We start from the raw sequence: 25,669 nt of genomic DNA on the forward strand, positions 1-25,669 counted from the left end.
TACCTCCTCATCGGGTGGCGAGCAGGCCCAGGAGGAACGCCCGCAGGTCGTCATCCAGGTACCAGTCGCCATTGAACATCGACTGAACGGACCGGGCGAGGGTGTCACCGGTGTCCGGTTGCGTCTGCTGGCGACGCAGGATGCGGCTGAGGGTGCTGCGCCGCATGCGGCGGGCGCCCGGTCGGCCGGTGTGGGTCTGGTTGAACCAGAACGCGCGCTGGGCGGCGTCCAGGTCTCCCAGGTGTTGGGCAAGGTGCTGCGCTAGGGCGTGCCCGGCGGTGCCCAGCCCGTCGTCGGCGAGGTCGGCGACGGTGATTCGCTGTCCGTCGGGCTCGTAGCGGCCCTCGTCGCCGTCAACGGCCGTCAGTCGGCGCGTGGCCGGGGTGTTGAGCCACGCCTGAGGCACGATGCGCTGCACGCCCCGTACGGCCCGCTCGGCGTCCGGCGTGGAGTCCGGGCCGAACACGATGCCGGCGTTCCCCGCAGGTCCCATGTCGCGGATCTCGGCGAGGGTCGCCGCGACCGCGTCCGGGACCGCCGCGGCGTACTGAGCCCGCAGGTCCGCCCACTCTCGGCGCGCGGCCGCGGCTTCGGCCCGAGCCGCAGTGATCTCGACCTCGAGGTCGGGGTCATCCGGCAGGGTGCCGCCCGTCCGCGCGGCCTGGAGGTTGACCAGGCGGCGTTCGGTGAGCGCCACGTAGTCGTCCGCGCGCTGCAGCGTGCCGTGAGGGTCGCCGCCGAAGTCGTCGCCGAGAGTGTCGGCCAGACGGCGGGTCACGTCTTGGTCGACGTCGCCGCCGGCCGCCCTCAGCGCTGCCAGGTGGCGGAGCGCGGTCAGGCCGGGGCCAGCGTCCGCGGCCTGGTCCGGGGCCCACTGGGTGCGGTCGCTTCGGCCAGGGAGTCGTCCGGCGGCAAGCTGCGCCCACGTCGTGGGCCTCCACCACGTGACACGGCGCTGAGCCTGACCGAAGCGTCCGGCCTCCGGCATCAGGCCGGCCCAGTGGGAGATCCGGGCGGCCAGGGACTCGCCGTCGGCTCCGGGCAGGTCGAGGGCGCGGTGCAGGCGAGCCAGGCGCCGGGACTCCGGCCACTCCCGCACGCGACGGGCGAGGCGGCCGAGGAAGGCGCGCAGACGACGCAGCCGCTCGCGGGCACTGCGGTACTTCCCTGCGATCTTCCGGGCTCCGGCCCGCACAAGTTCCGCGAAGCGCTTGGCGAGACGGACGAGCGCGGCCACGATCCGGGCGAGCAGACCCGGCTGGCGGCCAGCCTGCGGGGACACGGCCGTAACTCGACGGGCGATCTGCCGGGCGGTGGCCTGTCGGGAGCCGTTCATCTGCTGAGTGAGGAGGCGGGCGATGCGGTCGGCGTCGCCCGGGTCCATGCCCGCGGCCTGGAGCTGCTGCATGATCGCGTTCACGGCGTCGTCGACGTGCCCAGCGACGGTGCGGGCGACGTCTGCATCGCCGTCGTCGTCGAGCCCGTTGGGGGTGCCTCCCATCTGGTCGGGAATGAGGCTGAGGAGGTCGCGGGCTCGCGCGGCGAGGTCCTCGTCGCTCTCGTCGGGCAGCGGCTCCAGGTCGTTGATGGTGCGCAGGGCGGCGCGCACCGTCGCGGTGTGCGCCTTCTGCCGCGCCCTCTTGAGGGCTTGCAGCGCTGCGGACCGGTCGCGGCCGGTGATGCCCGCGGCATCCAACGCGGCCACGGCGTCCTGGCGAGCGGCCTGACGTGCATCGCGCAGGGCCTCGGCGGTGAGGCGCTGGGCGATCTGCTCACGAAGCGCGTGGATGTCACCGGGCGGTTCGGTGCCCGCAATCGCCGCGTCGATGATCCGCGCAGCTACGGCGCGGGGGTGGTCGGCGACGATGCGGTCGGCGTCGGACTGCGGAGACGGGTTGGGGTCCCGCGGAGCACCGGCCGGCGGCAGGCTCGGGGTCGGCGCAGCCGGGGCGCCCGGCACGAGGGCGGTGTCGTCCGGTCCGCTCTCGCCGTCCGACTGGGGCTCACCGAGCTGCCACAGCGGCATCGCTCCGTGGACGACGCGGCGGCGTGTACGGCCGTCCTCGCCTTCCAGGAAGAGGCTGCGCGTACCGCCGGGGCCGTCTTCGACACCCCGGACGCGGTAGACGCGTACGCCGTTGCCCTGGTTGTCGGGGATGGCGATCGTGTCGTCTTCCGCGACCTGTGCGGCGTTCGACGGCCGCGGCCGGTTGAGCTCGGGCGGAGGGGTCCGGCCGATGGCCCGGTCAAGGTGGTTGGCGGCACGCAGGGCGGCGCGGCCCTCCGGGGTCGAGGGGTCGGCGGAATCGCGGAGTTGCGCGGCGAGTGCGGCGGCCTGCTCCGGGGTGACGGGCAGGTCGGCCGTGATGCGTACGGCGGCCTGCTGGGCGTCGGGGTCGTCGTCCGGGCCGTCGGCGAGGTCACCGATGACGTCTCGGTCGCCCGTCGTGAGGTCGGGGTCGACGGTCGGGCCGGTGACGGGTTCGACGCGGTGCGGCGGCTCGTGCACGGTTAGGTCGTCCGGGGTGTCTGGGGCGTCGTCCGGCCCGAGGTCGGGCGGGGTGCCGTCGGCGCCCTGGGCCCGGGGGATGACCTGGGAGGCGTCCACGTCGATCTGGCCGATCTCGCCCGTGGTGGTGTCGGCGAAGTCGATGGTGACGCGGTCGCCTTCGCGGTTGATACCGGTGACCGCCACGGTGGTCGGCGTGCCGTCGAGGTCCAGGACCACGACGTCGTCCTCCTTGAGGTCCGCGGCCGCCGGGTCGTCGATGCCGGTGACGGGGTCGGTGCCCGGGGCGTCGTCGCGCACTTCGCCGGCGACGCGGAGGTCTCCGGCGCTCCGCGTGATGGTGCCTTCGGCGGTGGTGATGGTGACGCGGTCGCCGTTGACCTCGTCGACTGGCCCGAGGAGAGCGCCCTCGGTGTCGGTTACGATGTGCCGCGGGGTCACGCGCTGCCCGGACGAGGTCCAGCCGTCGGGGCGGTCGCCACCGGTTACGGTGAGGGTGTTCGGCGAGAGGCCGTCGGCGGTGTCGTCGTTGTCCCAGCGCACCGACACCGTGGTGTTGGTGGCGCCCGTGACGGTGCCCTCACGGGTACGCAGCCCGTCAACACCGGTGACGGTGCTACCCGGGAACAAGCCCCGGCCGTTCCGGTCCGTGGGGACCACGTCGGGGAGGCTGCCCGCCTGAACGGTGCTCTGAGCGCCGCTGGCCGGAGACCCGGGCACCACGTCGTCGGGCGCCTCGGCCCGCGCCGCGGTGGCGTTCAGCGGCGTGAAGACGTTGCCGCTCTTACCGGTGCCGTCCGGGTTCTCCGTGACGTACGTGCGCAGCATCCGCTCCGTGCGGCCGTTGCGAGTGACCTCCACGTCGACGGGCCCGGTGAAGACGTAACCAGACCGCGTGATGGCGCGGCCGTTCCTCGTGCGGCCCTCCATACGGACCATGTCGCCCGGCACCAGGTCGCGGACACGCGCCCAGTGTGCGGGCTGACCGCCCACGGGCTCGGGTTCACCCTGCGGCTCGTCGGCCGGCGCCGAGGGCACGGCGGGCTCCGGCTCCGCAGGAGCGCGGTCCGGGGCGGGCTGCCGGCGCGAGGGGGGCGTCGCGGTGCCCGGCGTCTCCGCCTGCGGGGTGTCCGCGCGGGACGAACGGTCGTCGCGGCCGTCGCCCGTGCTGGACACCTCGTCGGGCCGCGGGCGGCGACGGACGACTCCCAGGTTCGGGAACGCCTCATCGATCTCGCTGTGCTCTCCGTACTGGTTGGTCCAAGAGCCTTCGGCCGGGAACCGGTAGAGCTGCTGGTTCCCGAAGGCGGAGAACTGCGAGCGGTACTGGAAGGGCTCTCCCTCGCCGGTCACCGTGGCGTGCACGGTTCCCACGTACTCGTCCTGCGGCCGCGTGTTCTGCCCGCGGCTCGTGGCCAGGGGGAAGCTGATCTCGTCGCCGGGGCGGATGTCCGTCAGGTCGACGGGGATCGAGTAGCCGGCCTCCTCCTCGCGGGTGTTCCAGTCGGCTTCCTGCTGGCTCCACGTCCGGTGGTGCAATGCCTGGCCGCGGTCGCTGTTCCACTGCTCGTAGAGCTCGTTGAAGCCGTACAGGCGTTCCGTGATCTCGTCGAACAGGCGGTTGCCGTCGGCGGTGCGGAACGCGCGGGCGCGCTCGGCGACGTTGGGGGCGTCCCACGGGAACGCGTTGCCGTCCGTGTCCTTGATGCCGTCGAGGACGCTGGCGTACTTGCGGGCCTCCTCGGCGCTGTGGAAGCCGTTGCGGAACAGGGGCTGCATGCTGCCTGGAAGGGCCACGTCGAACCGCTGTCCGCGGCGGCTGCCAGCGCGACCGGCCTCGTTGCCGTAGATGAGCAGTCGGCCGCCGTCGGAGAGCTGGGTGCTCTCGGCATCGGCGATCTCCGCGCGTTCCTCGGCTGAGGGAATGTCCCCACGCTGGTCCTCGGGCACCTCGTCGAGCTGCCCGCTGCGGATGTGATCCCGAAGGGCCGCCTCGTCCGCGAAGCGCGGCGTGGCCGGGTCGTACGGCTCGGTCTCCGGGGTCGTGGGCTCCTCGGTCTGCCCGACTTCCGCCTGGCGGCGCTGCTCCTCCTCGAACTGCTGCCGGTCCCGGCGATCGTTGTCCCGGTAGGTCTGCCGGAACTGGTTGTACGTGATGCGGCCGCCGTTGGCCTTGTACCAGTCCTTCAGTTCCTCGCTGGCGTACTCCTCCCAGCGGCCGAACTTGGCGAGTTCACCGCCGGAGAACAGCTCTCGTTCGTTGATGCCGCTGCCGTACTTGTACTTCCGGGCGTAGAAGTAGCCGTTCGTGGCGTCGATGGCGGCCTGGTAGCGGGCCTCGTCGAAGTCGGCGAACTCCGCACGGATGATGTCCTCACGGGTGCGGCGCACGCGCGGGACGTCGACGCCCCCGAAGCCGAGGGCCTCGTCGACGGCCTTCGCACGGCGCTCGGCCTCTTCGGCGTCGGCCGGCGGGGTGTCCGGCAGCACGTCACGAACGCGCTGGTCGGTGTAGCCGTCGCGGCGGTCCATCTCCGCCATAAGGCGCTGCTGGTCCTCGTCGCTGAGGTCGTTGCTCCACGCGTCGACCAGCTCGTCGTCGTCCAGGCCGGTGAGGTCGTCCGGCAGTGCCCTCCGTTCCGGCTCCGTCGTGGGCTCCGGCTGGGCGGAGGCGGCACGCTGCTGCTCGAAGTCGTCGCGGACGGCGTGGAGGGCGCGCTGCAGGTTGCGGCCTTCTCCGTCGCGCCACTGGGTGACGGTGCTCGGGCCCCACGGCCGGTGCCAGTCGAAGGGCTGACCGTCGCTGCCGGTGATCTGCTCGAAGCGGCCAGCCAGGGCGCGGGCCTCCTCGGGGTTGTCCGTGGCCAGGGACAAGCCGGGCAGGTTGTTGCCGTTCCGGGCCTGCGCGAAGTGCCACAGGGTGGTGCCGTCTTCCTGCGGTTCGGGCCATGTGACCAGGCCGCTGCCCGGGGACAGCGTCAGGCCGTCCCGGTCGGCTGCCTGGGCCAGGGCTGCGCGACGCTCCGGGGTGTCCTCGGCGGCGGTGAGCCCGTCGCCGTTCTTCCAAGCGCGCCGCAGGGACGCCACGTCGCGGTGCCGTGCGGCCGGGCGGCGGCCGCGGGCGGCAGCGCCGTCCTCGCTGTCTCCTTCACCGCCGTCGCCGCTGGCGTTCGGGGTCTTGAGGTCGGGGAGGTTCAGGCGCGGCAGTCCGGGGCCGCCAGGCCCGCCGGGGCCACCGTTACCGCCTCCGCCGTTGCGGCGGCGCCGACGCCGGCGACGGCGCTCCTGGTCGTCGTCCTGCTCGTCTTCGTCCTCCGCGTCCGGCTCGTTCTGCTCGTCGTCAGCGTTGTCCGGGGCATCGTCGGGGCTGTCGCTGTCGCCTTCGTCGTCGGCGGGTGCGTCGGGCGCACCGGCGCCGCCTCCGTCGGGGGTGCCGTTCGGGTCGGCGGCGTTGCCGTCTCCGTCCCGCTGCAAGCGTCCCGCGTCGTCGTCCTGGTCCTCCTCGGAGTCCTGGTTCGTCGCGGCGGGGGCGTCGTTGTCGTCCTCGCTGCGGTCGTTGTCGTCGCCGCGGCGGTCGTCATCGTCCTCGCCCCTCGCGATACGGGCGGCCTGCCGGAACAGGTCTGCGGCGTGCTCTCCGTCCGGGCCTCCCAGCTCGTACATCTCCGCAAGGTCGTCGAGCCGGTCGGCGGCGGAACGCAGCTCGGCGTCCGGGTCGGCGGAGTCCTCGGCCCGGCCCAAGGCGTCCCGGATCTCGCTGACCTCGGGCAGCTCGTCACCGCCCGCCCCGTCGGTGGCCTGGTCGATGAGGCCTGACATGCGGTCGACGCGGTCCTTGGTGCTGCTGCGGTCGCTGTCCGCGGTAGTTTCCGGCTCGTCGGCGGCGGGCTCGTCGACGTCCGGCTCGGAGGTCTCCGGTTCGTCGACGGCCGGGGCGTTGTCGGCATCGTCGTCGGCGGACCGCTCGTCGGTCTCGTTGTCGGGGATCTCCTCGTCCGGGTAGCGCAGGCGCACCTGGGCATCGGCGTTGTAGAAGCGCTCCTCGCCGTCGTCGGTGACGAGTCGGGTCCGGCCGCGAGGCGTCTTGACCGGCGGCTCGGACACGGTGTGCGTGCGGCCGTCTGCGTCGGTGTACCGGTCGCCCTGGGTCAGGTCGGCGGCGTTGCGCATGCGCGCCGGGCGCAGGCCCTCGGTGCTGCGGCCCTCGGCGTCGGCGATCATGTCCGGCGTGCCGAAGAGGTCGTCGGGCTGGTCCTCGGGGTTGTCGACGTCGGCGGCGCTGCTCGGCTGCTGGGTGGTGGGCTGGTCGACGTCGAAGAGTCCTCCGGGCTCCTCGGTCGTCCGCTTCGGCTTGGGCTCCTGCTTCGGGGCCCGGCCGGCACGGCGGGCCTCCTCCGCTTCCAGGACCTGCAGGCGGGTACGGTCCGCGCCGGACAGCTCATCAGCCATCTCCCGGCCCATCAGGTCGACGATCTCGTCGCGGATCTCGCCATCGTCCATCGAGGACGGGGCCTTGGACCCCTCGGGGCGTACAGAGTCGAGCTGGTCGGACACCTCGTCCGGGGTCAGGGTGACGGTGTCGCTGTCCTCCGCTGTGCGCTGGTCCTGGTCGTCGTTCTCGTCGCCCGGCTCAGCCGTGCTCGGCGCGTCGGCCGGCGGCTCGTCGCTGCCGCCGTCGTTCGTTCCGTCGGTCTCCGGGGCGTCGTCGTTCTCGTCGGAGTCAGCGGCGGCCGCGGTCTCCCGCTCGGCGCGACGGCGCTGCAGGTCGGCGTCGGCCTCCTCGATGCGCTTGGCGTACGCCTTGTAGGCCCGGACATCGCTGGGGTCGGACTCCAGCCCCTCTCCACCCTCGAGCGTCCATGCCCACTGGAGGAGGGCGCGGTGTACGTCGATCGGGCCGGTCACCTGGAGCGTGCCACGGCGCCCCGGCTTGGCTTCCTTGAGAGCCTTCCGGGTGTCGGGGTCCTCCATGGCGGCGGTCTCGTCGACGTTCAGGAAGTTGACGAGTGCGGCCGGCATGGTCAGGGTGACGAAGTCCTCGGGCTTGTCCCACGCGTACCGAAGGGGCTCGTCCGGCTCGTCGGTGGCGGTCGTGTCGGCGTCCGGCTGGATGCTGGCGAGGGTGTTGTTCACCTCGTCCTCGGAGAGGCGAACGACGTCGTCCTGGTCTTGGCCGTTGTTCTGGGCCCCGGTGTCGCCCGCGGCTGGCGTGTCGGTCAGCGGCTCGTCGCTGCTGCCTGCGCCGGTGGTGTCAGGCGTCGCCGTCTCGTCGGTGTTCGGCTCGTCGACGTCGGTGTCGGCGTCCGCGGAACTGCGGTCGCTGGTCTCCGGGGCGTCCGGCTGCGGGGTAGTGCTGGGCTCCGGGCGGAGACGGGCAAGAGCTTCGCGCACCTCGTCCTCAGAGAGGCGAACCGTGTCGTCCTGCTCCGGTGCCGGGTTCTCCTCGTCCCAGCGGTGCAGGTTCGCGACGGCCTCGTCGACGGCGGCCTGCAGCGGCTCGCGTTCCTCGCGCCGCCCCTTGGCGATCTTCTCGCGGTCGTCCTTGTTCTTGTACCGCTCCTTGTCGAGTTCGTCGGGGTCGATCTCCGGCTTCGCGTCCAGGTTGGTGACGCGGGCGACGATCTCCTCGAGCAGGTTCGACCGCTTGCGGGCGTGGTCGATCTGCGGAGTGAGGTCAGCGGCCGCGTGCGCGGACTGGAGCAGGGCTATCTGCTCGTCCAGCTCCGGCACCTTGGCCCGGTCCGACTCCTGCAACGCGGGCGCCTTGTCGAGGGCATTGCCGAGGCGGGTGATCATGCCCGACCCGGCGCCCTTCTTCTGCAGGTCCTCCACGGTCCGCTCGAAGTCGGAGTGCCGCAGGTCGGGGAAGCCGACGTGCGCGACGAGCTTGCCGTCCGCTGTCTTCTCGGTGCGGACACCGAAGTCCAGGCCGCGGAACTGGCCAAGGATGTGCCAGTCGCTCAGGCCCTCACGGTTGTGCTCCAAGAGGCGGGAGGTGATCTGCCGGTGCAGGGCCTTGCCGGCGTCGGAGCGCTCGCCGTACGGGGAGCCGTCGATGGTCATGCGGAACCGGTCGTCGGCCTCCTGGATGCTGGGCAGGGCCTGCTCGCGGCGCTGGATACCGTCGCGGGTGGCCTGGGCTTCCTGGCGCAGCGCATCGAGGGCTTCGGCGCGACGGATACGCTCGGCGGCCTCGTTGTGCTGGTCGATCTCCAGGTCCTTGAGACGGCGCTTCGCCTTCATGAGCTGGCTCATGTAGGGGTTGCCGCCGATCTCGGCTTCCATCGTCTCGTAGTCGAACTCGGCGCCGTCGATCTCCTGGACGACGTCGCTGGAGTCGCCGTCTTCCGGCTCCGGCCGCTGGATGTCGACCAGGCCCTCGGCCTTGGCTGCGACGAATCCGGCCTTCCAGCCGTCCATGGAGCCCTTGGTCGCGTAGATGTCGATCTCGACCTCGGGGTTCAGATTGCCGTAGCGCAGGATGCGGCCGTTGCGCTGCTCCATCTGCGCGGCGCCCCAGTCGAGGTCGACGTGCGAGAGGGAGATCATGCGGTCCTGGGCGTTCATGCCCGTACCCGCGACGGCACTGGAGCCGATGAGGACCGCGATTTCACCTTCGCGGGCCTTCCGGAACAGCTCCGTCATGTCCTCGGGCTTGCCGGACTTCTTGGCGTCCTGAACGAAGGCGATCTTGTCCGCGGGGATGCCGCCCGCGACCATGAGCCGCTTGAGTTCGGCGTAGGCGTCGAAGTTGCCCTTGTTCTTGCCTCCCGGGACGCCTTCGTTCAGGAAGATCATCTGGAGGGCACCCGGTACCGGGTGGTTGACGAGGCTGTCGAGGGCGACCGGATAGAGCCGGTCCTTGTTCTGGTGGTAGCGCTCGATGTGCCGGTCTGCGACGGCCTTGAGCTTGTTGCCGGCCGGGGCCTTGGCGTCGATGAGCCGCGGGTCGAGGGCCACGCTGGTGCCCTCGTTGGACACCGCGAGCATGTTGTCCTGGTGGCGGTCGACCTCACCGTTGTGGATCGCGCGGCCGCGGGCGACGAGCCCCTTGAGACGCTTCTTCTGGTCGGGCGTCGCGTCGACCATGATCAGGTTCGGCTTGCCGCCCTTGAGCTTCGGACGGGGAATGCCGACGTCGTCACCGCGCTTGGTGTCCGCGACCAGGCCCCACATGGTCTTCATGGCGCGCTTGTTGTGGAACTCGGAGAACCGCTCCACGACGCGCAGGCCGGAGCCGTCGGGGGCGTTCTCGATGCGCAGGGTCTTGCGGCCGAAGGTGTTGGCCCACAGGTCGGGGGCGCCCGCCTTGTAGGCGTCCAGCACCCACGGCGCCGCGAACATCAGCATGGTGAACTGCTCGCTGATGCTGTTCGACAGCGGCGTACCGGTGGCGAGCGTGATCGTGGCTCGGCCCTGGCGGCGGCGGTGCAGGTCGCTCGTCTTCTGGTGCAGGTCGACGCCGCGGATAGACGCCGGGTCGCCGCCACCCTCCTTGGAGCGGAAGCCGACGCCCTTGTACCTGTGGGCCTCGTCGACGACGAAGTAGTCGAACCCGAGGTCGTCCCAGTACGTCTCACCCGGTCGCCGCATCGGGGCGGCGTTCTTGTTGATGTTCTTGCTGACCGTCGCGATGCGCTGCTCGATCTTCGCGACGATGAACGGGTGGTTCGGGTTGTCGGCGTCCTCGTACTGGCGGTCAAGCTGCTCGCGCAGCGCCTCCAGCTCCCGGAACTCGTACTCGTCCTGAGCCTCCGGGCTCATCTTGATCGAGCCGAACGCCTCTTCAGTGAAGATGACCAGGTCCGGCCTGTTGGCGCGCAGCCACTCCAGCGTGCTGCCGCGCCGGTCGCCGGCCAGGTCCGCCGAGGTGATCAGGTGGATGTCGGCGTTCGGGTACAGGAACCGGGCCTCGTTGTACCACTGGCGCGCGAGGTGGTTCGGCACCACGGCCATGGGCTTTTCGATCTGCCCGGACGCCTTGAGGGCCTGGGTACCCATGACGAGCGTGGACGTCTTACCGAGGCCCACCTCATGGGCGAGGATCACGCCCCGCTCGAACTGCATCCGGGCCGCGCCGGAGCGCTGCCAGGCGTGCGGGTTCCGGTCGGGGGTGAAGCCCTCGAGGGTGGGCGACATGCCCTCGTACGAACGGACGATGTGCCCGTTCATGATGCGGTTGTACGAGTCGGTGAGGACGCTCAGCCGCTCGGCGTTCGCCGTGGCGTACTTGGCGAACTCGGCCCGCATCTGATCGGCCTTCTGCCGGATCAGACGTGAGGTCGCCTCGTCGACTTCCTTGCGCTTGTCGTCCTCGTAGACGGTCAGCGAGCCGAAGCCGAGGATCGCGCGGGCGATCTCCACGGCGTTCTTGCCCTTGTTGCCCTTGATGCCCTTTTCCGGGTCGGGCTCGACGGCCGGGACGCCGTACATGACGTTGTTGGCCTCGGGCACGCGGCCGGTGTTGAGAATCCAGCCGTACCGGTCGTCATGAGCGACGCGGAGTGTGCGGTCGCCCAGGTACTCGCGCAGGAAGCCCTGCAGAAGCTCTGGGGGCGTCCAGTGGGCGCCCATCTCAGGCGTGAACTGGCCGATGGTGCGGTCCGGCGGCTGCACGGCCTCCAGCGCGGCGACGTTGACCGCGTACGCCGGGTCGCGCTCGGCGGCCTTGCGGGCGGCGTCGAGCTTGTCGCGGACGGCGCCGGACAGGTAGGCGCTGGCCAGTTCGAGGCGGCCGGTCTCCGGGTCGGTGAAGACCTCGTTGCCGAGGCGCTTCACCGCCTCCTGCGGGGTGACGTCGAGGAGCCGGGCGATCTCGCCGAGGTCCACTTCGCCCTTGGCAGCGACGACCGCGGCCAGGGCCGCCTTCGGGTCGTTGGTCGAGGAGAGCGGCTGTCGGCGGGCCGCGGCGCGCTCAGTGAAGACGCGGGAGAGGACAGGCTCACCCTTGTTGGCGTCCCACCGTTCCAGAGCGAGGACCGCCGCGGCGTCCGGGTCGGCCCGGAAGTACCCCCACGCCGTCGGGCGGCCGCCCTTGGTGCGGTGCTGGCCCGGCTTGGACAGGGGGCCGTACTCGGCGACGTAGGCGGCGTGCAAGTCGCGGAGTTGGGCGCGCAGAGCCTCGGCGCGCTCCTCCTCGTCGTTCTTCCGGTCCAGCTCGCGCAGTTCGGCGGCGACGTCGCGGAGCTGCATGAGGGCGCGAAGCTGGGCGGTGTTGCCGTCGGCGGGCTCCAGCAGGACCGGTTCGGCACCGTTCACGTGCTGGTACAACTGGCCGTCGTCGCCCTCGTAGAGGCGGCCGGTCCAGTCGTTCGCGTGCTTCTCCCGGGCCGCCTGGAGCTGTACCGGAGGCCGGTTGTCGCCGTCGGGGTGCGGCTCGTAGCCGCGGCCGTCGGCCTTCGCCTTGGTGGCGATGTCGTCGAGCGCGGCGCGAAGCTGCTCGGCGGCCTTGGCCGGGTCGCCCTTGACGGTCACCTCGGGCCCGTACGGGCCGGACTGCGTGGTGAGCGTGCCGAGGATGTGCTCGGGGTGCTCGTCGAAGTAGGCGTTGATGTGGTGCGCGGTGCCGTTGATGTCCCGCTCAGGGGCGTCCAGCCATGACGTGTCGGCCGGCTCGGTGCCGTCCTCGCGGCGGCGGAACACGAGGACGTCGGTGGTGACCCCGGTGCCGGCGTCGGTGAAGACGCCGGAGGGCAGGCGGACGGCGCCGACCAGGTCGCCGTACTTGGCCATCTGGCGGCGGGCCTTGTCGCCCTTGGAGTCGAGGGTCTGGCGGGAGGTGATGACGGCGGTGATACCGCCGGGCCGGACGAGGGCGATCTCCTTGGTGACGAAGCCGTTGTGAAGGCTCTCTGCCGGGTACCGCTTGTCATCGAACGGGACCCGAGCGAAGGGCACGTTGCCGATGGCGGCGTCAAAGGTGCCCGGCCGGGCGTCGGTCTCCGCGAAAGACTCGTTGAGAACGTTGGCGTGCGGGTAGATCGCCTGAGCGATCCGGGCCGTGGTCGGGTCCAGTTCGACGCCGGTCAGGCGGGCGCCGTCCGGAGCGACGCCGAAGAACGTGCCCGCGCCGGAGCCGGCTTCAAGGACGTCGCCGCGCTCGAAGCCGAATGCCCGAAGGCCTTCCCACATCGCCTCAGCGATGGGCTGCGGCGTGTAGTGCATGGACAGCACGCCGCGGGATGCCTGCCGGAACTCCACAGGCGTGAGCACGCGCTGCAACTCGCTGCGAATGTCGCTGTACTCGGACCACCGCTCGTGGTCCTTGGCGAACTTGCCGTACCGGGTGCCGCCCTGCTGGTAGCGGGGCTCCTTCTCGTTCGGCTCGTTGGCGAAGAGGATCGGAACCGAGCCCCAGCCGGACCAGCGGGCGAGGATGCGGCGCTCCTCGTCGGTGGCCGGCCGGTTCTCGGCCTCAACCTTCTTGAGGACGCGGATGGCCTCGACATTGGCCGTCGCACGCGCGCGGGCGCCCTTGGGCGCGTCGGCCGGGTCCGGCCGGAACCGCGCTACGCGTCGTACATCAGGTCCCTGATCTCCTGCAGGTGCTGCTCCATCGGCGTCTGCTCCGGCGCCGTCTCCGCCCCGGGCTCCGGCTCCGGCAGAAGATCCGCCAGGACCATCGCCGTTGCGTCCGCCCTGATCTGCTTGTGCCGGCCGACCTGCTCCTCGTACTCCGTCGGCTCCGGAACCGTCTGCTCCAGCGCCTCCTCGGCCTTCAGAATCTGAGTCTCGATCTCCCTGGCCTTCGTCTCCACGAACGCCTCCGGATCGGTCATCGCCGCCCACTCCTTGGGCCGGTACGTCCGCCAGTGATCCCGGACCATCGGACTGAACATGTTCGTCATCGTCGCCTCCCAGCGCTGCACGGAGCGCGGCCTGCTGTGCCTCGATCTCCTCGCGGGAGATGACCTTCCGGTCGTCGTCCCCGCCATTCTTGCGGACTGACTCGCGCAGCGCCTCAATGCCGTGCAGAGCCACGTTGATGGACGCGAGCCGGGTCTTGGCCTTCTGCCGGTCGGAACTGTCCGCGTCCCGGTCCGTGGCCCGTACGGACATCTCCCGGGAAAGCTCCTCCGTCACCCGGTTCAGCTCGGCGAGGAGGCCTTCGGGCACCCACAGCTTCCGGCCCTTGATGTGGTGGCCCTTTTTGTTGCTGGGCACCAGGGGGTTCACGCCGTCGTCCCAGCCGTACCGGTCCCGGAACAGGCTGTAGAGGTACTTCCGCTCCTCGCTGGCATCGGCGAGCCGGTCGCGAAGACGCTCGTTCTGGTAGAGCTCGACGAACATCTTCGGCACGAACACGGGGCGCTTACGGCCCCAGGTGCGCTCACCGCGGGTGTCGGGGTCGTTGTCGTACGCCTGGACCATCGCTGCCAGAGCTGCGGCGCGGGAGGGGTAGGCGGTGTCTGCGTGCCCCCAACTGTGCTTGCCCCAGGTCCATCCGATCTCGCGGGTCGTGTGCCCGTGTGTCTGGTCCCGGTAGTCGACGTAGCCGTAATCGCTGCCGCCGCCGATGCTGATCATGCCGTTGTCGTCGGGGTTGTCGACGCGCGCGACGAGCTGCTCGACCTCCGGCGTAGTGCTGCGGCGGTTCTGCTCGGCCTCCAGCACGGCCATGCGTTCCTTGCGGGCCGCCTTGACGTCGTCGGTCCCGGTGTACGAGGAGCGCGTTCGGCGAAGCTCGGTGTACTCCGCCTTCAGGTCCTCATCACTCAGGTTCTCGGGGGCGTCCCGGTCGGTGATAGCCCGCTTCTCCCGGTCGCGGCGCTCCCGCTTGACGTCCTCCATGCGGCCCTCGAGGACCTGCTGCGCCTCCGGCGGGGCCTTCCGGAAGTCGCGCCGGAGCAAGTCGTTGTACTCCTGCGACAGTTCCTCGTCGGTGAGGTCGACGACCGGCGGCCGGTCGGCGATCTGCTGGGCATGGCGGCGCTGCTGCTCGCCGACGACGGCGTCGTGCCGCGCCTGCAGGGCCTGGCGCATGATGCGCTCGGCCTCGGGGTCGTCGCCGGCGGCCTGGTGCATGCGGACCCGTTCGGCGATCGTCTCGCGGGCCTTTACCAGGTCGTCCTCAGCGGCCGTGGTCAGATCGGTGTCATCGTCGACGAGGGCCTGCGAACGGCGGCGGCGCTCGCTGTAGATGGCCCGCTCAACGTCGTTGGCTTCCTGGCCCCTGCGGGAGCCGTACGTGCCGCGTTCTTCCTGCGACTCGCGGATGCGGTTGGCGATGTCGTCGTCGCTGAGCGATGTGGCGTCCCGGGCGGCAGCCTCGTCCCGCTCCTGCCGACGGCGCTTCAACTCCTCGTTGATCATTTCGATCTCGGAGTTGAGTCGCTTGCGCTTGGCCTCGGAGCGGGTGCTGTTGAGCATGCCCCACCGCTCGTGCTTCATCTGCGACAGGCGGGGGTCGTCCGCGTTGGCGATGGCCTCGCGCAGAGCCTCGGTCTCGTCGACGGCGTTGGCCGGAGCGTTGGGGGTGCCCGCGGCGGTCTCGTCGGTGACGTGGATGTTGCGGCCCTGGCGGGCGAGCTTGGACAGGACCTCGGTAATCCGCTCGTCCCGGGTGGCCTCGGTCATGTTCGACTGGGTCGAGTACCCCCGCAGGGACGGGGCCCATTTGATGGCACGCGTGGAGCCGACGGCGCTGTAGTCCCGCTCGTCGCCCTTGATGGTGCCGCGGAAGACCATGACCCGCTTGGCGGGCTTGCCTTCCTTGCCGGGCTTCATCACCCACGCCGCGGTGATCCGGTCGCGCTGGTCGGGGTTCTGGGCGGCGCGGTGCAGCCGGGCCATCACCGCGGCGCCTTGCTTCGGGTACTGCGGCACGGGCACGGTGACGCCGTCGATCTTGGCCTTCGGCGGGTAGCCGCGCTCGCTGGTCGCGGCGACCTGTCCGTCCGGGCCGTACAGCGTGATTGAGCCGCCGTCGTTGACGTAGTGGTACCCCTCGACGCCCTCGACGGGCTCGGCGTTGCCCGGCAGTGCGGGCGTCTGAGGCTCCTCCGGGGTCTCCGGTGCCTGCGGGGCGGCGGGCGTCTCCGGAGCGGCGGCCGGCGCCGGGGTCGCCTCCGGGCCGCCCTCCGCGGCGTCGTCGCGCTGGAACCTCTCGGCGGCCGCGTCGATGACCTCGCTGATCGACCGGTTGTCGTCCGAGCGCCACGTCGCGATGCGGACGTTGGGGTCGGAGAGGTCCAGTGGCTTTCCGTCGTCGCCCATGGGGGCGTTCTCGGTGAAGGACTGGGCGAATGCCTGCGCTTCCTGCTGGGAGGTCCACCGACGGCGGAGCGGCAGGCCGTTGCCAGTGGCGACCAGGTACCACTCGCCGTTCTGGTCCTGGCCGACGACGAACTGGCCGCGGCCGACAAGCTTGATCCGGTCGTTGCCAATCAGGCCTTCCAGGTGTCGCGCGGCGCGCTGCTCTCGGAGGCTGTCCGGGCCGAGTTCGTTGATCTGGTCGAGGCGCTGCTGCCAGTGGGCGCGAACGGCCTGGAGCGTGCTGAAGCGCTGGCCGTTGCCGTCGGTCGGGCTGTCCGTGGTGGCCTTCGGCGCGGCCGCGGGTGCCGGGGTGCCGTCGAACTCCGTGCGGGCCCGCTGGATGGCGCCCTGGATGTTCTCGCCCTTGGTGGAGCGCCAGTCGTGGGCGGCCCGGTCCAGTTGTGGGTCGGAGAAGTCGAACGGCTGCTGGAACTTGGTGAGCTGACCGTTGACGGCGGTCTTGTCGAGGTGTTCGGCGAATCGGGCGGCGTCCTCGGCGGTGGCAAAGGTGCCGGCGGCGTCGACGCGCTGTCCGGAGCCGGTTGCGGTGAGGTTCCAGCGGCCGGCGTGTTCGGGCCGGTCGTCGAGGAGGATGAGGAGTCGGCCGGACGGTGTGGTCCGCAGGTCGTCGTCGTGTGCCACCGAGCGCAGGAAGGTGGCCATGTCCGTGCTCGTGCCGGGCTGGGCGGCTACCTGCATGAAGTGGCGGCGGACGGCGGCGGTATCGGCGTACCGGGCCCCGGCGGCATGCTGCTGGTTCGGCAGGGCATCGACGTTGACCGGGTGGGCGCCGTCCTCGGGCTCGTCCTGGTCGTCATCGTCGTCCGGGCCGTCGCCGTCATCGGCGCCGATCGGGCGGCCCTTGTCGTCCTGGTCGTGAGGCTCGTTCGGGGTGTTGGGGTCGCCGTCGTCGTCGCGGGCAACGCCGTTGCCGCGGCGCGGGTCCTGGGTGCGCCGCTCGTCCTCTTCGGCGACCTTCTCTTCGTCGTCGGTGGGCGCGCTGCCGTCGGGGCGCGCGACCATGCTGACCCACTTGGCACTGGTGGTGTGCCTGCGGCCGCGGAACTCGTCCGGGCCGGTCTGGTCCTGGACGAGGATGCGGTCGTGCGGGAGCGCACGGATGACGCGCGCGAGCTTGCCGCCCCAGGTCCTCACCACGCCGCCGGTCTCGATGAAGCGGCCCTTGCTGTCCCGGGGGTGCAGGGCAGGGTTCCACGGCCGGCGCGTGACCTTGACCTCGAGGTCGCGACTCAGGTCCTGCGACTCAGCCTGTGCAGTGGGGCGATTCAGCATGGCGCGGACCATGCACAGTGCGGGTGGTTAGCGTCGCGCGCTGCGGGACAACCCTCCGCACCCAAGATCGTTCTTGCACAATTGTGCAAGCCGCCCGCGAGCCCGCTCTTACATCGTCTCGGTGAGGATGTGCAGGAGGAACCACGCTGCGCCCCCGCCCAAGATGACCGTGAACGCGGCGCGTCCTGCCTTCGAGCTGCGAATGCGGAACAGCTTGCGCGTGTTCTCGCTCAGCGTGTCGTCGTCCTTCTTGGTAATCAGCGCGATGGTCTCGTAGACGGCGAAGAACAGCGCCCAGCCGCCCCAGAGAAACGCGCTGAGGTTCCGTCGGATGAAGCTGGCTGTGCGTCTCACTGGGGCTCCTTGTCGGTGGCGTAGTGCAGGCGGCAGCGGCAGTTGATCGTGAGGGCGATGGGGGCGAAGGGGTCGCCGGGGTAGCGGAGGCTGGCGCCGTCGACGGTGTACGGGGTGCCGACGGGCAGCGTCGTGCCGTGGAGCGCCTTGTGAGCGGGCCGTACGCGGGTGTCTCCGCGGGTGATCCAGGTCCGGACGACATCGGGGCCGGCGTGCTCCGCGGCCGCGTCTGCGGCGCCGTTGATGGTCGCCACGGCGCAGGCTTCGGCCAGCCGTGCCACCAGGCTGGGGGCCGCGGAGCGGTAGAAGAAGGCGACTGTGTTCTCGAGGTCGCTGATCGTCGGTACGCCGTGCTGCGCGTCGAACAAGGCGGTGGCCAGTTCGCGGAGGAACGTGGTCATGGCCTCGCCGGCGTACGCCGCGGTAACAATGGCGGCCGCGGCCGCGGCCGGCGGGACCTCGTCCGTGCTGGTGAGGGCCTGGCCGACCTTGCGTGCCGTGGCGATGGCCGCCTGCTGCAGGATCGGGGTCAGGGATTGGCTGGTCTCCTCGGCCCAGCGGGCGGCGCTGACCACACGGTCCTGGTCGAGGTCGGTGTCGACGTGCCGGACGTCGTCGTCGTTCTCTGGCTCCCAGTACCTCGTGTACTTGCGGATTTTCGGGGCGCGGAGCCGGGCGAGTATGACGCCTTCCTGGCGTGCGAGGAGCGCGGTGACGGCTGTGGCCACGGCCATAGACAGAGCGTCGAAGTCGTCGTCAGTGACCTCGTATCCGTCGTCCTCGGGCAGGGCCTTGGTCTCGACCGTGGCGCGTGCGGCTTCGACGTCCTCGGCGGCGTCGCCGGGGAGTGCAGCGTTCTGAGTGCTGCGGGCGCGGTCGACGTCGGCGGCCGCGTCGCCGGGGCCGCTGTCGGTAGTGGTGGCGCGGGCCGCGGCGACGGCGTCGGTAGCCGTCGAACCGGCAGGCAGGGCGAGGGGAGTGCCCTGCGCCCGTGCGGCGGCGACATCCGCGGCGGCGCTCGGGCCAGCGTCCAGAGCGCGGGCGGCGGCGACGTCGGCGGCCGCGGTGTCCGGAGCGGTCGGCGGGAGCGGGGCGCCGGTGGGCGCGGCTCCGGGTGTTCCACCCGCGGCCGGGTCGGGGCCGAGGCCCAGTGCGGCGGCGTCCTGGTCGTTGGCGGGGACGGGGGCCTTCTGCGGAGAGATCCACAGGGCCCGGGACTGTGGGACGTTGAATGCCGGGCGCCCCGCGATCTCCCGGTACTCGTCGATCGTGATGAGGCCGGCTTCCCACTCCTTGCGGGCTTCCTCCCGGGCCTGACGACGGGGAAACTCCAACGCCTGAACACTGGAGGTGTCGAAGCGGACGATCCACTCGTCATCAAGGTCCGCGTCGAACCCGGACGCGATCAGGTTGAGGTGGGGCAGTTCCGTGTGGTCCCAGAAGTTGTATTCCTCGCGGTCGGCGTTCGCGTAGGTCCGCTCGGAGGCATTGCCGACGATGCTCTCTGGGACGCCGAACGCGGCCAGGATCTCGCCCTTGGAGGTACTGGACAGCGTCTCGTAGGCCATCTCGCGGGGGCGGGCGGAGGTGTCGACGTAGGTGACGCCGCCGGGCCCGGTGCCGACGAGGGTGAGCTGGCCGGCGTTGTGCGCGCCGGGGGCCAGTCGCTTCTGGATGCGGTCGACCTCGCGCTGGTCGACGCCGTCCAGGTCGATACCGACAATTCCGCCCGGTCTGCCGTCATTGTCAATAAAACTGATGTTGTAGGTGCGGGCCTTCACGTCCAGGTCGATGGACAGGCCCGCCGCTTCGAGCGGGGTGACGCCGCAAAAAGGGTCGACGGGGTGGGGATCGCGAATCCAAATGACGTGATTGGGCAGCAGCTCCCGGACGTGGCCGCTGTAGTCCGTGAACTCAAAGTGCTTCACATAGTCGGCGTTGCGGTCGTCGGGGATGATCTGGACGCGGTCCGGCGGAAGCAGGTCGAGACGTACGAGGGTGCCGCCACGGCTGTAGGTCTTCTCGATGAAGACGCCCTTCTTCGACAGAAGGAGCTGCGCGCTCAGCCGCTTCTTGAAGACATCGCCGCTCTCCAGCGGATTGGCCTTCTTGTTGAGCAGCTTCAACAGCGGGTGATCGTCGAGGGTCTCCTCGAAGCGCCGTTCGTCTCCGCCTCGGCCGATTTGAATCGGGAGGGTGCTGGCGTGCTTGCTGATCGCCTCGATGGACTTGAAGGTCCAGATGGAGCGCTCGTAACCCTCGACGATGACGCGTTCCATGTCCCAGCCGTCCGCTCGGCCGGGCGTGCCCCACACGTTCGTGACGCCGGCGTAGGTCATCGACACGTACGCGTTGCCCGCGAGCAGGTCCTTGGTCTCAGCGGTCGGTGCGGGTGGGGGAGCAGCGGAGCGCGGAACGAGGAGTCCCCGGAGCGTGGGGAGGAACTGGCGGGGCATCAGGCGGCCCCCTCGTCCTCGTGCTCACGGGTGGTGAGCCACAGGCCGAGGAGCACGACCGCCAGGGCGACGCCGATCCAGCCCAGGGGGGTGCAGAGGGCGAACGCGCAGCCGGTGAGACCGCCGTAGCCGAGGATGCAGACGGCGGCACGGGCAAGGTGCGCCCAGGGCGCTGCGGTCGGCTTCGGGCGCATGAACAGGCCCGTGGCGAGGAGACCGGCCATCGCGGCGGAGAGTCCGGCGGCCCAGTGGAGTGCGCCCAACGCCACGAGGACGCCGAGCAGGCCGAACGCGGTGAGGAACAGGCCGGCGGCTTCACGCGCGAGCGCCCAGGAGGTTCGCTGAGTAGTCACGCCGCGCACAGTGGACAGCGGGCGGCGTTAGTGTCGCGTGGTCAGCGCGGGGGCCGCGACACCCCTCCCACGTAGGCCTCGATGCCGCGGCGCTGGATACGGCCGCCGGGCACGACCCGGGCGTTCCGGGGCGGGACGGGGATCTTCCGCTTGGCCCGGGTGCTCTGGTCGCCGCCGATCAAGTGCCGGTTGTCGATCTTCGCTGAGCAGTCCTGGCCGGTGACTTCGTCGTACGGGCGTCGGCATCCCTTGCAGTAGACCTCGAGCGCGTCGATGCGCTGGCCCTCGCTCGCCTTGAAGCTGCCGCGGTAGTCGGCCACCTTCGCAATCTTCGGGATGACCTCGATCTCCGCGGCCACAACCCAGACGTGGGAGAGGTCGGCCTTCTCCTCCTCGGCGGGGGGCTCGGGCGGGCCTTCGGGGTCGGACTCCACCAGGGCCTTGGTCTCGGGCAGGGGCGGAGTGCTCTCCGGGGCGAGCCACGAGAACAGAGACTCCTGCAGGTGCGACCTGCCGGTCGTGGACGAAAGGGCAGCTATAGCGGTCGTCACCGTTCCTCCGGATCAACGCGGGATTGACGTAAAGCGCAACCCCCTTCACAGCCGGAACGTCAACGACCGCGTTCTGTTACACCCCAACATCGGTGGGGCCCTTGGTGCACGGGCCCCACCGATGACTGCCCCGTGGGGAGGTAACGCGGAGCGTCAGTTCGCGAAGCTGGCGGCCGGTGGTAGTGATGTCGTATCGGCGCGCGTTATTGAGAGCCGCTTTGTTCAGGGCCCGGCGTTGGTGGGAGTCCCGGCCCATCTCGTCTAGGGCCGCAGCCAGCGAGAGCGGGTCGCCCGGAGTGTAGGCGATGCCAGCGCCTCCGAGGATTTCCCTCACTCCGGGAAGATCGGAGTAGACAACCGGGAGTCCGTGGGCTTGAGCCTCAATGAGGACGAGTCCGAAAGCCTCCAGACCCGTGGTTGTGAAGACCCAGGCGTCGAAGTTCGGCAGGCGGCGCCAGAGTTCGGCACGGGGCAGGAACGGATGAAAATGGACCCGATCCCGCAGGCCGAGGTCGGTAGCCCGCTGTTCCAGGTACTCGCGTAGGGGTCCGTTGCCGATCACGGTCAAGTGGTGTGGCTGATCGGTCAATGCGAGGGATTCGACGGCGGTGATCGTGGATTTGTTGTCGTCCAGGCGGCCGGCCTGTACCAGAGACAGGGGTCCGGTCCCTGCGGAGGGCTGATCACGTACATGGGCATCGGCCAGACGGATGCCCCACGGGATGATGACGATGCGGTCGGTGAACCGGCGCCCGGTGAGGCGGTCGATGCGGTCGGCGAGGACGGAGGTCGGGGTGACGATCGCGGCGCTGGCGCCGGCGACTTCGAGCAGGGCCTCGTGTTCCGCCGTGTTGCGCTCGGCCGCCATCACTTCGGGGCCGTGAGCGATGGAGATGATCGGGATGGTGCCGGCGGTGCGACTGAGCGCGAGGCTGAGCGCGAACCCGACGTTCTGGGCGTGGATGGCGTCGGGTCGGATCTGCTCGATGAGCGTCCCTACCTCTTGCGTCAGCTTGTCCACGTAGGTGTCGAAGCCGGGGCCCTGGGGTCGTTTCGTCGTGGAGAGGGGGATCAGGTGATCGAACGCGGTCTTCCACACGTGATGGACCGGTGTCCGGCCGAGGAAGGTCGTATGGGTGTCGGGCATGGCGCGGTAGAGGTCGCTGACGAGGATCATGCTGCCGGACGAAGGCTCGGACGTGCGGTTGATGCCCGTGAGGATCGTCAAGGGTTTCGTGGTCACGCGGAGATCCCCTCGATGGATGATCGGTGGGCGGGAACCGAGGACGGGGCACTACGGTCCACTGTGACCTGCGGATCGGTGGTGATCACCCGTCCGCGGTTGCGAGGGGGCGCCCACCACGACGCCAGGTGCGGCGTGAGAACCGCGGTGATCTCCTGGGCTGGGTGCAGGAAGCCTCTGCTGTCCTGCTTTGCCGTCCACGCCCTGACGGCCGACCGGGGGTAGACGGGATGTATCCCGATCTCGCCCTTGGGGAGGATGCCGTTGAAGGGCGTGGGGATGCCCTCGTGGTTCCAGTAGTCCCAAGCCTCCAGTGCCTTGGCCTTCTCGAAGCAGTGGTAGAGCTGCCGATAGCGCGGCATGTACCGGATCTCGCGAAAGATCATCTGCCCGGTCAGTCCCGGCGCGACGTACCGGAGCGCGCTGAGATCAATGCCCCGGAAGGTCACCGTGGCCGCGTCCTGGGACGGGTGCAGCGCGATCCGGGCGAACAGATGGGACAGCCGCCGCCGCACGTACTCGGCGACTCCCGGAGCGAGCGCCGGTTCCACGCTGGCGATGAGCTGGACGAGCTGCTGGTGGCGCGGATGGAAGCGGGCCAGGTCGAACAACCGGTGCATGCCGTCCACGGCGGCGAACGCGAGTCGCTTGTACAGCCAGTTGTTCAGCTCTCCGACCTGGGCGTAGCCCTTGGTCTCCGGAGTCGTGGAGTTGAGCATCAGGTACTCGGACAGCACCTCGAAGTACAGGTAGCCGAGAAACGGTACGGCGGGCACGGCAGCGGCCAACTGGTCGATGAACTCGGGGGCCGCCGTGGCGCGGCCGACTGCGTTGCGCAGGGCCAGGTCGAGGAATCCGGCCGCGGCGCCCAGTCCGGCCAGCACGACATGGTCGAGCTGGCCGTTCTCGGCCCGGGTGAGAAAGCTCCGGTAGCGCAGGTAGGTACGCAGGTGGATGGCACCGAGACGCAGATAATCCACACCCTTGGTTGGGATCGGAGCGTCCGGGATGACCTCGAAGATCATGGGCGTGGTGTCGGGCTTCGTCTGCATCAGGTAGGCGCCGAGATTGTGCGGACGCATTCCTTCACGCTGACGTACCAGAGGGGAGCAGTACAGGGCCCCGACCAGGCACCCGGTGGAGACGTGCAGCTCACCGCTGGTGCGGATCGCGGCGATGTCCTTGGTGGTGTGCAGCAGGTACATGGGTCGGCCGCTGGCGAGTGCTTCCGCCATCGCGCTGTGCTGGATCAGCCAACCGTTCGGGGTGTCATCTTCCAGGTAGCGGCGCCAGTCGCCCTCGCTCTCGGCCAACGAGGCAGGAGCGGGGCGCTGCGCGGGCCGGGCGTAGTCCGTGTGGACGTGCTCCCATTCTTCACGCAAGGGAACTCCGGGGGTTGAAGTCAGCAGCAGGCCAGGGGAGTTCGGGAGCTACAGGGTCTCGACGTTCGCTCCGGACAGGCGGTTTCGGCAGTCGAGCACGTACGGCGCGTGCTCCTCGATCATCGCGAGGTCGAATCGCGGATGATCCATGAGAAGAACCACCGCATCAGCGGCGGCCACCTCTTCCGGGGTGGCATCGACCCGGGGCACGTTCAGCCGGGTGTCGTCGTTGTCCGGGATGTTGGGTTCGGCGCCGCGGACATCGGCGCCGAGGCCGATGAGAAGTTCGGCGACACGTGTCGAAGGGGAATTGCGAAGGTCGGTGGCGTTGAACTTGTAGGTCAGGCCGAGCAGCAGAATCCGAGATCCGTTGACCGGCATGCCTCGCTTGTTGAGTGCTTCCACGAGGCGCCGGACGACGTAGTCGGGCATGTGCAAGTTCACGTCGGCGGCGAGTTCCGCGAACCGGAACGGGATGCCAAGCTCCTGCTGGGCCTTCCACGAGAGGAACATCGGGTCGACGGGCAGACAGTGCCCGCCGACCCCCGGCCCCGGGGTGAACTTCGTGAATCCGAACGGCTTGGTCGCGGCGGCGTCGATCGCCTCCCAGATGTTCACGCCGAGGGCATCGGCCAGCATCGCCATCTCGTTGATCATGGAGATGTTGACGAACCGGAAGGTGTTCTCCAGCAGCTTGGCCAGCTCGGCGACCTTCGGCCCTGACACCGGCACCGTGGTCTCGAAGATGCCGTCGTAGAAACCCTTGATCACGTCGAGCGATTTGGCGTCGATTCCGGACACCAGCTTCGGCGTCCCGTCGAACGACCACCGCTTGTTTCCGATCCGCTCGGGGCTGAAGCCGGCCAGGAAGTCCGCCCCGCCCTTGAGGCCCGAGGTCTCTTCCAGGATCGGCAGCAGCAGCTCCTCGGTGGTGCCGGGATAGCTCGTGGACTCCAGGACCACCGTCGCGCCGGGGTACAGGTGCTCCCCCAGTGTCCGGGCGCAGGACTCGATGTAGGTCAGGTCGGGCACGCCGTCCCGCAGCGGGGTCGGCACGGTGATCACCGCGATGTCGAAGCCGGCCAGCGCGGCACCGTCGGCGGTCGAGGAGTAGGCCCCGGAGTCCAGCACTGCGCGCAGCCGCGAGGAGTCCACGTCCCGCACGTAGGACTGGCCGGCGGCGAGCTGCTGGACACGGTCCGTGTCCACGTCGTAGCCGACGACACGGTGTCCCACCTCGGCCGCGCGTACGGCCAGGGGAAGCCCTACATAGCCCTGACCAGCGACAACTATCTGCATGGCAGCTCCTGCTCGATTCCGGTGCTTGAATGGACCGTCGTTCCTGGTCTGGCAAGGAGAAGTGCTGTGCCCCTGGTGTCGGTCGTGATGCCCGTGTACAACTCGGCAGCCACCCTCGGCGCGGCCGTCCGATCGGTACTCACGCAGACCCACAGCGACCTGGAGCTGCTGGTCACCGACGACCAGTCCTCCGATGCCTCCATGGACCTGCTCCGCGAGTTCGCCAAGCAGGACGAGCGCGTCCTGCCTCAGTCGGCACCCGAACGGGGCGGTGCGGGCCGGGCCCGCAACCTCGCGATCGAGCGGGCCCGCGGGGACTACATCGCCTTTCTCGACAGCGACGACATGTGGCTTCCGGAGAAGACCGAGAAGCAGCTCGCCTTCGCCGCGGAAGGTGGTGCGCCGCTGACGTTCACCTCGTACTTCAAGATGGACGCCGACTACGACGGCGAGAGCACCGACTGGGTCCCGAACGGGCGGGTGGTCCGTGCGCGGGAGCACGTGGACTACCGCGCGATGCTGGTCCGAGACCACATCGGTGCACTCACCGCCATGTACGACCGCAATGTCCTGGGCACGAGGCTGATGCCGGAGATGCGCAAACGCCAGGATTACGCCCTGTGGCTGTCGATCATGCGGGACGGCGCTGACGCCCGTGGCCTGGCTGAGCCACTTGCGATTTACAGGGCCCACCAGGCGGGATCGCTGTCCTCCAACAAGCTGTCGCTCGTGCAATACAACTGGTCCCTGTACCGCCGGCACGAGCGCCTGTCGGTCCCGCGGGCGACGCGGGCGCTCGCCGGCGCTGTGTGGCAGTCGCTGAGCAACTCGCGCATCTAGATCCGTGCACGGGCCCGGGGAACCGGGTGCGCGACGGTTTCCGGGGGCGCCCGACCGGCCCCAGCCCCGTGGCCGTGCCGCGTGCTCCGGGGCTGGACCCGGGGGCGGGGCTGGGTGGGTCACCGGTGCCGTCGG

General features: G+C 70.1%; 9 protein-coding genes. 1 reads left to right on the forward strand and 8 read right to left on the reverse strand.

Annotation, left to right across the window (positions count from 1 at the left end):
* Positions 1-7: 7 nt before the first annotated feature.
* From ACIBTS_RS36985 to ACIBTS_RS37020, 8 genes are all read right to left on the reverse strand, one after another.
* Positions 8-17,056 carry a hypothetical protein gene (locus ACIBTS_RS36985; RefSeq protein ID WP_399325071.1) on the reverse strand — a complete coding sequence of 5,683 codons (17,049 nt, stop codon included), beginning with the start codon at positions 17,054-17,056 and terminating at the stop codon, positions 8-10.
* 108 nt (positions 17,057-17,164) lie between these two features.
* A complete protein-coding gene (locus ACIBTS_RS36990) occupies positions 17,165-17,410 on the reverse strand; it encodes a hypothetical protein (RefSeq protein WP_399325072.1) in 246 nt (81 codons plus the stop codon).
* Positions 17,407-19,866: a phage portal protein gene (locus tag ACIBTS_RS36995; protein ID WP_399325073.1), complete on the reverse strand. Its 2,460-nt coding sequence runs from the start codon at positions 19,864-19,866 to the stop codon at positions 17,407-17,409. The genes ACIBTS_RS36990 and ACIBTS_RS36995 overlap by 4 nt, the downstream gene beginning before the upstream one ends.
* Entirely contained in the window at positions 19,866-20,219 is a 354-nt protein-coding gene (locus ACIBTS_RS37000) for a hypothetical protein (protein ID WP_399325074.1), read from the reverse strand. Before ACIBTS_RS37000 ends, ACIBTS_RS36995 begins: the two co-directional genes overlap by 1 nt.
* A 41-nt stretch (positions 20,220-20,260) precedes the next feature.
* A complete protein-coding gene (locus tag ACIBTS_RS37005; RefSeq protein ID WP_399325075.1) occupies positions 20,261-20,770 on the reverse strand; it encodes a hypothetical protein in 510 nt (169 codons plus the stop codon).
* A 76-nt stretch (positions 20,771-20,846) separates the two neighbouring features.
* A complete protein-coding gene (locus ACIBTS_RS37010; RefSeq protein ID WP_399325076.1) occupies positions 20,847-22,013 on the reverse strand; it encodes a glycosyltransferase family 4 protein in 1,167 nt (388 codons plus the stop codon).
* Entirely contained in the window at positions 22,010-23,395 is a 1,386-nt protein-coding gene (locus ACIBTS_RS37015) for a hypothetical protein (RefSeq protein WP_399325077.1), read from the reverse strand. The genes ACIBTS_RS37010 and ACIBTS_RS37015 overlap by 4 nt, the downstream gene beginning before the upstream one ends.
* Positions 23,396-23,443: 48 nt before the next feature.
* Positions 23,444-24,694 (reverse strand): nucleotide sugar dehydrogenase, encoded by a 1,251-nt coding sequence (locus ACIBTS_RS37020; protein WP_399325078.1) that lies wholly within the window; start codon positions 24,692-24,694, stop codon positions 23,444-23,446.
* Positions 24,695-24,760: 66 nt separating this feature from the next.
* Between ACIBTS_RS37020 and ACIBTS_RS37025 the strand changes: the two genes are divergently transcribed.
* Positions 24,761-25,534 (forward strand): glycosyltransferase family 2 protein, encoded by a 774-nt coding sequence (locus ACIBTS_RS37025; protein ID WP_399325079.1) that lies wholly within the window; start codon positions 24,761-24,763, stop codon positions 25,532-25,534.
* Positions 25,535-25,669: the final 135 nt, after the last annotated feature.

This window comes from Streptomyces sp. NPDC050121 (genome assembly GCF_044460385.1).
In the GTDB taxonomy this organism is placed as follows: Bacteria; Actinomycetota; Actinomycetes; order Streptomycetales; family Streptomycetaceae; genus Streptomyces; species Streptomyces soliscabiei.

What these genes read in the sequence shown, in the direction of transcription:
- ACIBTS_RS36985 (WP_399325071.1), bottom strand. Translation starts at nt 17,056, where the DNA reads ATGCTGAATCGCCCCACTGCACAGGCTGAGTCGCAGGACCTGAGTCGC.
- ACIBTS_RS37020 (WP_399325078.1), bottom strand. Translation starts at nt 24,694, where the DNA reads ATGCAGATAGTTGTCGCTGGTCAGGGCTATGTAGGGCTTCCCCTGGCC.
- ACIBTS_RS36995 (WP_399325073.1), bottom strand. Translation starts at nt 19,866, where the DNA reads ATGCCCCGCCAGTTCCTCCCCACGCTCCGGGGACTCCTCGTTCCGCGC.